At 62.5% G+C, this 12,607-nt stretch carries 7 protein-coding genes; 6 read left to right on the top strand and 1 reads right to left on the bottom strand.

All coding sequences use genetic code 11. The annotated features are described in order from the left end of the window. The first annotated feature begins 39 nt into the window (after positions 1–39). From NKI19_RS12535 to NKI19_RS12515, 5 genes are all read left to right on the top strand, one after another. Positions 40–1,224 (top strand): MlaE family ABC transporter permease, encoded by a 1,185-nt coding sequence (locus NKI19_RS12535; protein ID WP_292660916.1) that lies wholly within the window; start codon positions 40–42, stop codon positions 1,222–1,224. 1 nt (position 1,225) lies between these two features. Next, entirely contained in the window at positions 1,226–2,044 is an 819-nt protein-coding gene (locus NKI19_RS12530) for an ABC transporter ATP-binding protein (protein WP_352491613.1), read from the top strand. Positions 2,045–2,057: 13 nt separating this feature from the next. Next, positions 2,058–3,431, top strand: coding sequence for an MlaD family protein (locus NKI19_RS12525; RefSeq protein ID WP_352491612.1), 1,374 nt, complete (start codon positions 2,058–2,060; stop codon positions 3,429–3,431). A gap of 37 nt (positions 3,432–3,468) precedes the next feature. Further along, entirely contained in the window at positions 3,469–4,125 is a 657-nt protein-coding gene (locus NKI19_RS12520; protein WP_352491611.1) for an ABC-type transport auxiliary lipoprotein family protein, read from the top strand. Between the two features lie 337 nt (positions 4,126–4,462). After that, positions 4,463–4,990, top strand: a complete 528-nt coding sequence (locus tag NKI19_RS12515) for a c-type cytochrome (protein WP_473559737.1) — start codon at positions 4,463–4,465, stop codon at positions 4,988–4,990. Between the two features lie 317 nt (positions 4,991–5,307). Here NKI19_RS12515 and NKI19_RS12510 read toward each other — a convergent pair whose 3' ends face one another. Further along, a complete protein-coding gene (locus NKI19_RS12510) occupies positions 5,308–11,889 on the bottom strand; it encodes an apolipoprotein A-IV repeat region-like domain-containing protein (RefSeq protein WP_352565333.1) in 6,582 nt (2,193 codons plus the stop codon). A 285-nt stretch (positions 11,890–12,174) separates the two neighbouring features. Between NKI19_RS12510 and NKI19_RS12505 the strand changes: the two genes are divergently transcribed. Continuing rightward, a complete protein-coding gene (locus NKI19_RS12505) occupies positions 12,175–12,543 on the top strand; it encodes an Hpt domain-containing protein (RefSeq protein ID WP_292660938.1) in 369 nt (122 codons plus the stop codon). The last annotated feature ends 64 nt before the right edge of the window (positions 12,544–12,607 follow it).

Below are 12,607 nucleotides of genomic sequence, written 5' to 3'. Positions count from 1 at the left end.
AAATCGACAGGTCGGCCCCGTCAGGCTAAACAGGACGCCATGTTGACCATCCGCAAACGCGACGCAAGCGGCCCTGCCAAGGAGCCCGACCACCAGCCGCGCATCGCGATCGGCGAGGAGGGCGACGTTCTCGGCTGCGCTTTCTCGGGAACCTGGACGACACGCACAGTGGCGCTGGTCGACGCCGAGATGCGCAAGATCGAGAAGCGCAGCGGCTTCAAGACGCTGGCGCTCGACCTTTCACAAATCGAGAAGATGGACACTGCCGGGGCCTGGCTGATCGACCGCCTGGTCAGCAGCTTCGAAAAGAAGGGCGTCGAGATCACGACGCAGGGGCAAAGCGAGATTGCCTCGATCCTGCTTGGCGCCGTCGGTGATGCGGTTCGACGCGAGCCCGAATCAGGTCCGGCAAAGCCGCCCAACTTCATCATTCGTGGGCTCGAGGCGGTTGGCCGGCGTGTTTATGAGATGCGCGACGATTTCCTGGCCGCAATGAACATCCTCGGCGCCACGATACGCGGCTCGCAAATGAAGCTTGGCCGCGGCCATGGCGTCAATATGGCGGCGATCTTCAACCAGATCGATCGCATGGGCGTCGGCGCCATACCAGTGGTGGTGCTGATGTCGGCTATCGTTGGCGCAATCGTTGCCCAGCAAGGCGCCTATCAGCTCAGCTATTTCGGCGCCGACATCTTCGTCGTCGACCTGGTCGGCGTGCTGATCCTGCGCGAGCTCGGCGTGCTGATGACGGCGATCATGATCGCCGGCCGCTCCGGCAGCGCGATCACCGCCGAGATCGGCTCGATGAAAATGCGCGAGGAGGTCGATGCGCTGAAGGTCATTGGCCTCAATCCCATCGGCGTGCTGGTGTTTCCGCGGTTGGTCGCGCTGGTGATCGCACTGCCTTGCCTGACGATCATCGCCAACTTTGCCGCGCTGGGCGGCGGCATTCTGGCTGCGTGGCTCTACTCCGACATTGCACCGGCGGCGTTCATCGACCGGCTGCGTGTCGCCATCGATCTCAGCACCATCTTTGCCGGCCTGATCAAGGCGCCGTTCATGGCCATGATCATCGGCATAATTGCCTCGGTCGAGGGCATGAAGGTTGGCGGCAGCGCCGAATCACTTGGCCAGCATGTGACCGCCTCAGTGGTGAAGTCGATCTTCGTGGTCATTATCCTCGACGGGCTTTTCGCCATGTTCTATGCAGCGATCGAGTTCTGACATGGCGCTGCCGGGCACAAACACGACCAAGGTGGCCGAGAAAGCCAAAGAAGACGAGATCGTGCTGTCGGCGCACGACATCACGGTGTCGTTCGCCGACCAGGTCGTTCTCGACAAATTGACGCTCGATATCTGGCGCGGGGAGATTCTCGGCTTCGTTGGTGCCTCCGGTGCGGGCAAATCTGTTCTCTTGCGCACCATCCTTGGCTTGACGCGCAAGCAATCGGGAACAATCAAACTGTTCGGGGTCGACGTCGAGAAGGCAACCGAAAGGGAGCGCCTTCGCATCGACATGCGGCTTGGCGTGCTGTTCCAGCATGGCGCCCTTTTTTCAGCGCTGACGGTCCTCGAAAACGTCCAGGTTCCGATGCGCGAATATCTCGATTTGCCGAAGAAGCTGATGGACGAACTTGCCATGCTCAAGGTCGAGCTGGTCGGATTGCCTCCGGCTGCGGCGCAGAAATTCCCCTCTGAGCTCTCCGGCGGCATGATCAAGCGTGCCGCCTTGGCGCGCGCCCTGGCGCTCGATCCGGATATCGTTTTCCTCGACGAGCCGACGTCCGGGCTCGATCCGATCAGCGCGGCTGAGTTCGACGAATTGGTCGTCAAGCTGCGTGATACGATGGATTTGACCGTGTATATGGTCACGCACGATCTCGACACGCTGTTTACGGCGTGCGACCGCGTGGCGGTGCTTGGCAACAAGAAAGTGCTGGTCGAGGGCACGATCGACGACATGCTCAGGAGCGAGGAACCCTGGGTAAAATCCTATTTCCGCGGAAAACGCGCCCGGCAACTTGATCTTGCGACGCGCGCATAGCCATAAGTGAGCGATGGAAACCAGGGCCAACTACGTCATTGTCGGCATTTTCACGCTGGCCGCGATCCTCGCGGCTTTCGCTTTCGTCTATTGGACGGCGGCAATCGGCGAAAAGGGTGAGACGACGGTGCTGCGCGTGCGCATTCCAGGCTCCGCTTCGGGGCTTGGCCGTGGCAGCTTCGTGCTGTTCAACGGCGTCAAAGTCGGCGACGTGCGCCGTGTCTATATCGACGTCGACAATCCGACCGCTGCCATCGCCGACACCGAAATAGACCGGAATACGCCTATCACCAAGTCGACGCAGGCCGATATCGGGCTTGCCGGCCTCACCGGCCAGGCCAACATCGAGCTCAAGGGCGCCGACCCCAAGGAGCCAAAACTCCTCGACGAGGCGGAAAAGGAAGGCCGTGTCGCTGAGATCGTTGCCAACCCGTCGGCGGTCACCAACCTGCTGCAGACGGCGCAGAACATCTTCACCCGCGCCGACAAGGTCCTTTCGGAGCTCGAAGGCTTCACCAAGGATGTTCGCGGGCCGCTGACGCAGACCGTCAATAATGTCCAGACCTTCTCCGATGCACTGGCCAGGAATGCGGACGGCGTCGACAAGTTCCTGGCCAGCGTCAGCTCGCTGGCGGACGAACTGAAGGGTGTTTCGGGCAAGCTCGATGGCACCCTGAAGGCGGCGGAAGGGCTACTCAACGCCGTCGACAAGGACCAGATCAAGAGCATCGTCGCCAACGTCGACACGGTCACCGCCAATCTCAAGGAAACCAGCAAGCAGTTCGACACGGTCATCAAGAACGTCGACACGGCGGTCGGCTCGATCAACGACTTCGCCCAGAAGACGCAAGGCACGCTGGCCAAGGTCGACGGCGTTCTCGACGGCATCGATCCGGCTGAGGTTCGCACCGCGCTGGCCAATATCCAGAAGGCCAGCGAAAACGCCAACGAGGCTGCCGCCGACATCGCCAAGGTGACCAACAAGTTCGCCAACCGAGCCGACGACATCGACGAAACCATCAAAGACGCGCACCAGCTCGCAGGACGCCTCAACGATGCCTCGGTGCGAGTCGACGGTATCCTTGCCAAGGTCGACAAACTGCTCGGCTCCGGCCAGGCCGACGGCGTCATGGCCGACGCCAGAGCGACGCTGAGATCATTCAAGCAGGTCGCCGATACGCTGAACGCCCGCCTCGGTACCATCACCGACAATCTGGCGCGATTCTCGGGACAGGGGCTGCAAAACGTCGAAGCGCTGGTCCAGGACAGCCGTCGTTCGATCAACCGCATCGAGGAGGCGGTAACCGATCTCAGCCGCAACCCACAACGGATCTTGTCCGGCGGCGAGGGCGAGGTCCGGCAGTTCGACGGCAGGGTGCGCCGTTGACTTCGATCCCCGACCACCGCAAGAACATAGCTTGCAGATGCGCGTTGTTTCCACGATCCGGGGGGGATCGCGTTTGAAGTCGATCAGTTCAGGCGGCATAACATCGGGTGGGTCTAAGGTTGGGGCGGTGTTGCTGGCGCTTTCGCTAGCAAGCTGTGCGGCCTTGCCTGGCGGCGGACCGGCGCCGCTGGATACGTTCGAGCTTTCGGCGCCGTCGCTGGAAGCGCGTGCCCACAGCCGTCGCCAGATACTCATCGCCCAGCCATCGGCGCTCAAGGCGCTAGATAGCCAGAACATCGTCATCAAGCCATCGCCGCGATCGATCCAGTATCTCAAGGGCGCGCAATGGGCCGACCGGCTGCCGATGATCGTACAGGCGCGGCTGGCAGAGACGTTCCAGCGCTCGGGCAGCTTCACCGGCGTCGGCAAGCCAGGCGAGGGGCTGGCGATCGACTATCAGGTGATCGTCGAGATCCGCTCGTTCGAGGTGCGTGTCGATGGCGGCCAACATGCCGAGGTCGAGCTGTTCGTGCGCCTGTTGAACGACCGCAACGGTGAAGTGCGCGCTTCGAAGACGTTTAGCGCCATCGCGCCCGTTTCGGGCAATGGCAACCAGGCCTATGTCGGCGCGCTCGACGCCGCGTTCGGCGATGCGGCCGGGCAAATCGTCCGCTGGACCGATACGGTGATCTGACGCGGCCGGAACTGCCGGGCGCAGCTAGGATCAAACTCAATCATCTGACTGCCGCCAATGGCCGAGATGGGCGGTAAGTTTCCGTTCGGCTCATCTGCCAGGACGAGCACGTTGCGCCAAAAGAAGGCGAAGGCGTTGTGCGTCGGCTAGCGAGCTTCGTAACAGTTGCTCAACCGGACACGACAAGTGCCGACGGTCCAACTGATCGCTGATGGTTAATACGTCCTGGCCATGCTAAAATTTGACGCCCCCGACGTGGCCAAATCGGGGAATTGCGACCAGGTTACGACGCGGGAGGTCGATGGACAAACCACGAACAGACCACAGGGAGGAAGCAATGTTTCGGACACTAACTCATCTTGCATTCTTGACAGCGTCGATTGTTGCCCTGCCATCTTACGCGGCCATGGCCGACGACACACAGATTGCGCGCGGCGAATATCTGGCTACGATTGCCGGCTGCAGCGACTGCCACACACCCGGTTACTTCTTCGGGAAGCCGGACATGTCGCGCTTTCTTGGCGGTTCAGATGTGGGCTTCGAGATTCCTGGTCTTGGTGTCTTTGTCGCCCGCAATATCACGCCTGACAAGGAGACCGGTATCGGAAGCTGGACCCCGGAGCAGATCGTCACCGCGATCCAGACCGGCGAACGGCCGGACGGCCGCATGCTGGCGCCGATCATGCCTTGGCGCGATTTTGCGCATCTCACCGCGGATGACGCCATGGCGATCGCGGCATTCCTCCAAAGTGTGAAGCCGGTCAGCCATCAGGTTCCCGGCCCGTTCAAACCCGGGGAAACGGTGTCGGCTTTCATGATGCGGATTATGCCGCCGGGGGAAGCCGCAGCCGCTGCAACGAAGTAGGGCGGCTTTGATCGGAACGAGATTTCTCGCCGAATAGTGGGTGAATGTACCGCCTTGGAGATGGTGAGGCCGATATCGGAACGGCAGAAATGGGTCGAACTCGGTCGTTCAGAGTGTTTGGTTTTTGACCCTAGAGCATTCTGCCCAATGGTGTTACTTGGCACCGCAGAAATGCGGCTAAACAACAGATAGAGCAGGATGCCTCGTTCATTTGAACGCATCCTGGGCTGTCGCTTCATGTGTTGATAGGATGAAGATCGGCACGGCGCGAAAAAGGCGGGAAATTCCCGCCTTTTTCATGCTCCATTGTCGCCTGATCAATGCAGGCGGCCGCTGGCGTGGGCCAGCATGGTGTAGACCTTGCCGGTATCCGAGGTCAGGTAGGTCTGCGCCATGATGTTGTCGCGGTCGTTGCGCGACACGTCCTTGAGCAGCTTTTCGAAATCGTCGCAGTAACGATCGACAGCTGCGCGGAACTCCGCCTCCGACTGATATTTGCGGCGGATTTCGTCGAACGTCTGCTGGCCCTTCAGCGTGTAAAGTCGGCGCGTGAAGACGTCGCGCTCGCCGCGCCGGTAGCGGTTCCACAGCTCGATCGAGGCATCGTGATCGATGGCGCGTGCGATATCGACCGAGAGCGAGTTCAGCGATTCCACGACATGAAGCGGCGAACGCGCGGCGGGAGCCGGGCGCGGCGCTTCGGCGGGCGCTGCCGGCTTGGCGTCGTCTTCGCGCGATGCACCGGTCAGGAGGTCACGCACCCAACCGCCCTGCGGCGTGCGGCCGTTGGGGTCGCGCTGGCGCGGCGCTTGGTCTGCGGGACGTTCGAGGTCGAGCGTACCGCGCAGCGCCGTCTCGCCCGCAGGTGCCTGCGGTGCACGGCGCTGTTCGGGAGCCGGAGCCGGGCGACGTGGCGGTTCGGCGGCGCGTGCGGCAGGCGCTTGCGGCGCCGGACGCAGGTTGCGCTGTTCCGAACTGTCGGTGCCGCGCCCAGATTTGGCAACGATTTCAGAAAGCTCCTTCAGCGCGTTGATCTGCTCGGAAACGGCACGGCGGATAGCCGTGGTTGATTCCTTTGCCTCTTCCGGCATCTCGATGACGCCCTTCTTGAGCTCGGCGCGGGTGAGGTCGAGCTCGCTCTTGATCGAGCCGGCGGTACGCCGCATCTCCTCGGTCGCATCGGCAAATCGCTTGGTAGCCGAATCGACCACTTCGGAAATCGCGGTACGGATCTTGTCGGCCGATTCCAGCGTCTTGCCTTCGGCGTTCTGCAGCGTCTGGCCGACCAGATTCTCGAACGAGCGCATGACCCTTTCGAGATCTTCCGACTTCTTGACAAGGCCGACGGCGAGGTCCTCCAGCGACGATTGCCTTTCGAGCGTGTGCTCGAGATTGCTCTGGGCCGAGCTCAACAGGTCCGAGGCACTGGAAAGCAACCGGCTGTGCTCGTCGAACTTGGTGGCGATTGAAGCAACCTCGCGCAAGGTCGACGACGACAGCTCGGTGAGCCGCGTCGTGTTCGAATCGACCAGGCGCGCCGAACTGGCGAAGGTCTGCGCGGTCTTTTCCGTGGTCGCGGCGAAGCTTTGCGTGCTGCCGGTCAGGCGTTCGTCGACCTGGCCGAGATTGGTCGCCGCCTGCTCGATCAACTGACCGAGCTGCGAGCTGGAGGTGGTCATGCGGCCGATGAGGTCGGCAACGCTGTCGGCAAGCGTCGAGCGCGCACCTTCGACGGCCGACAGGGTTTCGGCCGTACGGCTGGCGAGGGCGTCGACGAGGGCAGCGTTTTGAGTGCGCAGCTTCTCGGTCGCACGTTCGGTGACCTCTTCCATGCTCTTTTGCAGCTCGGAGCCGCCCTGGGCGAAGCGCTCGACCAGAGGCCGTGCCGTCTCGTCCAGGATTTTCGATATTTCGGCCGAACGTGCCGCAAGCATCGTACTGAGCTCGCGAGTATTGGCACCGATGGTCTTTGCAGCGTCGTTGGTGCTCTGGCCGATATGCTGGCCGACCGCGGTGAAGGTTTCGGCGATCGTGTTGGCACGCGAGACCAGCTGCGCCTCGGCATTCGAAACCTGTTCGTTGAGCTTTTGGCCCATTGTCTCGGCGGAGTAGGCGAGGCGGTTCTCGACGCTGGCGACCTGCTCCTCGACGCGGGCGGCTGTAACAGCAGCACTCGATGCCAGGCGTTCGTCGGCACCGGCAAGCACCTGCTCGATTTCACGGGCATGGACGGCGAGTTCCTGGCCAGTCTGCCTGGCGCGTTCGGCAACCCGTTGCTCGGTGCTGGTGAAGGCGCCGACAATGGTGTCGGCGTGTTCGCCGATGGCGGTGCTGCTGTCGGCAATGCGGGACACCAGACGATGATCCGCCTCCTCGAAGATGCGGCCGATCTCGGACGCACGGGCCGAAAGTGCCTCGGAGCCTTCGGCAATGCGGGAAATAAGTTGTTGGTCGGCGGCATCGAAAATGCGACCCAGATCCGAGGCGCGTGCCGCGAGCGCTTCGGCGGATTCGCCGATGCGCACGCCCAGCCGCTCGTCGGCTGTTTCGAAATTGCGCAGGATGTCGCCGGCACGTGCGGCCAGCGACTGGGCCGTTTCGATGGCGCGAGAGACCAGCCTGTGGTCCGCCGCGTCGAAGGTGCCGGCAATCTCACTTGCTCTGGCTGCCAGCTGATCGGCCGTCTCCTGGGCACGCGCGAGCAAGGTGTTCGACGTGTCGTCGACGCGGGCAATCAGTGCGCTCGACGTATCCTCGGCGCGGGCGGCGAGGCGACGATCCGCCTCTTCAAAGGTGCGGGCGATGTCCTCCGCCCTGGCGAGCAGGGCCGCCGAGGTCTGCTCGGCGCGCTCGGCGATCTTGCGGTCGGCATCGCTGAATGCGGCGCCCGCCTGCTCATGCAGTGCGCTGGTGACTTCCATGACTTTTTCGCGCAGCGCCCCGGCGACGAAGACCGCGCTTCTTTCGAGCACACTGCGAACGTTGTCGACACCCGTCGACAGCGCCCGCTCCATGGTGCTGGCGCGCTCCTCGATGACGCCTGTCTGCCGGCTGAACACCTGCTCGATCTTTTCTACGTCGGCAGCGATTGCATCGGAGATGTCGGTGCTCCTGGCGGCGATCTGGTCGATATGGCCGGACAGCGAACGGTCGACATCCTTGCGCGTTTCGGCGAGCCTGGAGAGATCGTCCTGCAATGCGCGGGTCAGCATGTCGCGGCCCTCGCTCAGCTTGCCGACATGACCGGCGACGATCTCGTCGACCTCGCTGCGGCTCATTGCAAGCCTTTCCAGATCGGCTTCCAACGCGCGCCTGAGGATGTCGCGGCCTTCCGCCAGTTTCTCGACCTGGCCGGCAACCAGCCCATCGATGCTCGAGCGGCTTTCGGCCAGCTTGGCGAGATCGTCCTCGAGCGCCTTCGACAGCGTCGAGCGGTCCTGGACAAGCTTCTCTGCGTGGGTTGCGACAAGGTTGTTGACATTGCCGAGATCGGCTTCCAGGGCACGCGAAAACTGTGCGCGATTGTCGGTCAATAGCTGCGACTGGTCGGCGATGGCGCCCCTGATCGTGCTGAGATCGGCCTCCAAGGCCCGCTTGAGGATGTCGCGGCCTTCGGCCAGTTTCTCGACCTGGCCGGAAACCAGTCCGTCGATGCTCGAGCGGCTTTCGGCCAGCTTGGCAAGGTCGTCTTCGAGCGCCTTGGTCAAGGTTGAGCGATCTTCCGCCAGTTTCTCGGACTGCCCCGCAATAACATCCTTGATGGTGTTGAGATCGGCCTCCAAAGCGCGCTTGAGAATGTCACGGCCTTCGGCCAGTTTCTCGACTTGGCCGGAAACCAGTCCGTCGATGCTCGAGCGGCTCTCGGCCAGCTTGGCAAGATCGTCTTCCAGCGCGCGCTTGAGGATGTCGCGACCCTCGGCCAGCTTCTCGACCTGGCCGGAGACCAGCCCGTCGATGCTCGACCGGCTCTCTGCCAGCCTGGCGAGATCGTCCTCGAGCGCCTTCGAAAGGGCCGAACGGTCCTCGGCGAGCTTGTTCATATGATCGGAGACGACGCCCCGCACGGCCTCGAGATCGGTCTCCAGTGCCCGCGACAGCTGACCGCGATCCTCCGCCAGCTTCTCGGATTGACTGGCGATGACGCCCTTGACGGTGCTCAGATCGGCTTCGAGCGCGCGCTTGAGGAGGTCGCGGCCTTCGGCCAGCTTTTCGACCTGTCCGGCAACCATCACATCGATGCTCGAGCGGCTTTCGGCCAATTTGACGAGATCGTCTTCGAGCGCCTTTGAAAGGGTCGAACGGTCCTCTGTGAGCTTGTTCATGTGATCGGAGACAACGCCCCGCACAGTCTCCAGGTCGCTCTCCAGTGCCCGTGACAACTGGCCACGGTCTTCCGCCAGCTTTTCAGACTGGCTGGCGATGACGCCCTTGATCGCGTTCAGGTCCGATTCAAGCGCGCGCTTGAGGATGTCGCGGCCTTCGGCCAGCTTCTCGACCTGGCCGGCAACCAGCCCATCGATGCTCGACCGGCTTTCGGCCAGCTTGGCAAGATCGTCTTCAAGCGTCTTCGAAAGCAGGCTGCGGTCATCGGCGAGCCTGCCAGAATGATCGGCGATCAGGCTCCTGATGTCGGACAGGTCGTTATCGAGCGACTGGGAAAGGCCGCTGCGGTCTTGCGCCAATTTCGCCGAATGCGCCTCGATGAGGCCATTGATGCCGGCGATGTCGGCTTCCAGCGCACTGGCGAGTATGGCGCGGCCCTCGGCGATCTTTTCGACTTGACCGGCGACTAGGCCGTCGATGCCGGCGCGACTCTCTGCCAGCTTGCCGAGGTCGGCCTCCAGCGCGCGCGAAAGGATGCTGCGGCCTTCGGCGAGCTTGCCGACGTGCCCGGCAACCATTTCATCAATCATCGTACGAGCTTGCACGAGTTTTCCAGAGTCTTCGTTCAAGGCCTGGGCAAGCCTGTTGCGACCCTCTTCAAGGCTTTCGAGATGGCTGCCCAGCGAAGCGTCGATCGCTGCGCGCGATTCGTTGACCTTGCGCAGATCCTCCTCAAGGGCGCGCGAGATAAGGCTGCGGCCTTCGGCAAGCTTCTGCACCTGGTTGGCCACCGCTGCGTCGATTTCGGCGCGACCCTCGGCGAACTTCGCCAGATCGGCCTGCATTGCCGCCGCCATCCGGTCGCGGCTTTCGGAAAGCTTGTGGCTGTGGTTTTCGACGGCTTCCTCGATGCCGGCGCGAGCCTCGGCAAGCCGCTGGATGTCCGTATCGAACGAACGCGATACGACATGGCGTGCCGCCTCCATGCGCCCGGCGAAATCGCCGGCGCGGGCCTCAAGCATCGTCGAGGTCGATGAAATGATGTCGGCCATGTCGGCGCCGATCTGGGTCTTGCCCTGATCAATCATCGCCGACAGCGTCTCCTTGCTATCCTGGAAGGTGTGGGCGATTTCGCGCGCGCGCTCGACCAGCGTCTCGTTGATCTGGCGTGCGCGAGCCTCCAGCGCGGCGTTGAGCTTCTGCGTACCGGTGTCGAGCGCCTCGGCGCGGGTCTGGAACTCGCTGATAAGCGCCTGGCCACGTTCGGCAAGCGTCCGCTCGATGCCGTTGAGGCTGGCTTCGAATTCGGAATTAAGTGTGCGGGCGGCACCGCCGAGCAGCGACACCATGCCGCTCGTGCGGTCGTCGAGCAGGTCGGTCAGCGACCGCGTCAGGCCATCGGTGGTGTCCGTCAGCTTGGCGATGCGGGTGTCGAGCAGGCTGGCGAAGGCCTCGCCCGACGTCGACAGCCGATCGGTGATCGATTCGAGCCGGCCTTCCACCGAATCGAAGATCGACATCGAGCTTCCGTTGATCCTGTCGATCAGCGTGTCGCCGGATTCGTTGATCGTCATCGACAGCTTGGTCGAGGCGTTGAGAATGCTGTCGCGAATGATATCGCTGGCGGCGTTGATCTCGTCTTTCAGCGTCTCGTGGGCGCCGGTGATCGAGGCGCGCACGCGCTCGGCATGGGTGACGACCGCTTCGCGCTCGCTGCCCAGCCCGTCGACCAGCGAGCGGATGCGCGACTCGTTCTCCGAATAGGAGCGCTCGATCTGGTTCACCTCGCTGTGAACCAGCGTTTCAAGCTCGACAGCACGCGCAAGCGTGCGTTCGATGCCTTCGCCCATGGCCGCCACCTCGCGGCGAACCGCTTGGCCGATCATCATGACGCGATCCTGGGCAAGATTTTCCGGCTCGGCCAGACGGAAGGCCACCTCGGTCATCGACTGCGCGGCAAGGCGCATCTCCTGAGCGCGGCGAATCATCACTGCGAATGCCCAGAACAGGATGACGGGCACGATTGCCGCAACCGCCAGGCCGATCAGCTCGGGACGGGCGAAAAACTGATCGAAGGTGCGGATGTTCCAGATGCCAGGTCCGAACAACAGGTTCGCAAGGCCACCAGCGCCGGCGATCCAGGCCAGCGAAACGAAAGCCACGACCCAATAGATCGTGTTCGAGGCGCGCCGATTGAGGGTGTGCAGGAGCGTCTTATAGTCTTTTTGACGATCGTCGTTGGCCGGCGAGAAAGCTGCCGGCTGCGAGCCATTGCGCGTTGCGACAGGACGCAACTCAGCCGGCTTGGCTTTTGGCGCGGGATTTGCGTTCTGGCTTTGATTGGCGACAGGTGCCGCGTTCTGGGTCTGGTCCGGGGCCGGCGGTTCGTTCTGGCTGCGACCTTCGCGCGCCAGCTCTTCGGCGGCTTGCGATATTTGCGCTTCCAGATCTTCCATGGATGCCGCCATGTCGAAGTCGCCGCCGGCATCGCCGCTCAGATCGATATCAAGTGCCTTTTCGAGTTCCCTGGCTACGTCGCTGTCGAGCGTTCTTGTCGTCGTTGGTTTCTTCGCCATGCCTTCGCTACCCTGTACAAGCTGCGGCGGGACTTATGGTTCTGCTTATTGATTCTGCCTAGCGTGTCCCGCGCAGGAGGCTGAAAATGGACCTGTCGTATCGTAATGACACAGCCGGGTAAAGAAAACATGCATTCCGGCCGATACGTAAAACTTTAAATATAAGGTTAACACAGCCGTGATTCCGGCGCCGTTATCGCGACATTTTTCCGGGCCAATCATTAACCCGTTGTCCACCGGATACGCCTAGTTTTTGCGGCGGTCGAAGAACGGAGTCTCAAAGTGATACGTGGCGAAAACGGCATTGCCTTCTCGATGCCAGGCGGCGACGTGTCGGGGACAGCCGGGGCGCGGCCGATCGACCTGGCGCATCTTGCGCGCCAGACGATGGGCGATCGGAGCCTCGAGCAGGAGGTGCTGGCTCTATTCGTGCAGCAGGCGCTGTCGGTGCGCGACAAGATCGTCGATGCGGATGTCAGGCAGCGGCTGTTATTGGCACACGGGCTCAAAGGCTCGGCGCGCGGGGTCGGCGCCTTTGCCATTGCCGATTGCGCCAGCGCGATCGAATGCCGGCCCGAAGACGCCAGCACGCTGAAGCGGCTTGGCTCGCTGATCGAAGAAGTGCGGGATTTCGTCGCCGCCATCAGCCGATAGGACTTATCTCCAAAACGCCACGCAGCGGCGCTTTCGCGCCGCAGTTGACTTGTCCGCCAGAGTG

Source organism: Mesorhizobium sp. M0751 (genome assembly GCF_040320265.1).
Taxonomy (GTDB): Bacteria; Pseudomonadota; Alphaproteobacteria; order Rhizobiales; family Rhizobiaceae; genus Mesorhizobium.
The sequence above is the reverse complement of the archived record's forward strand: the minus strand, read 5'-3'. Positions and strand labels throughout refer to the sequence as shown.

Bases quoted from the DNA above. Each gene is read 5' to 3' on its own strand.
- NKI19_RS12535 (WP_292660916.1), top strand. From the start codon at position 40: ATGTTGACCATCCGCAAACGCGACGCAAGCGGCCCTGCCAAGGAGCCC.
- NKI19_RS12530 (WP_352491613.1), top strand. From the start codon at position 1,226: ATGGCGCTGCCGGGCACAAACACGACCAAGGTGGCCGAGAAAGCCAAA.
- NKI19_RS12525 (WP_352491612.1), top strand. From the start codon at position 2,058: ATGGAAACCAGGGCCAACTACGTCATTGTCGGCATTTTCACGCTGGCC.
- NKI19_RS12520 (WP_352491611.1), top strand. From the start codon at position 3,469: ATGCGCGTTGTTTCCACGATCCGGGGGGGATCGCGTTTGAAGTCGATC.
- NKI19_RS12515 (WP_473559737.1), top strand. From the start codon at position 4,463: ATGTTTCGGACACTAACTCATCTTGCATTCTTGACAGCGTCGATTGTT.
- NKI19_RS12510 (WP_352565333.1), bottom strand. From the start codon at position 11,889: ATGGCGAAGAAACCAACGACGACAAGAACGCTCGACAGCGACGTAGCC.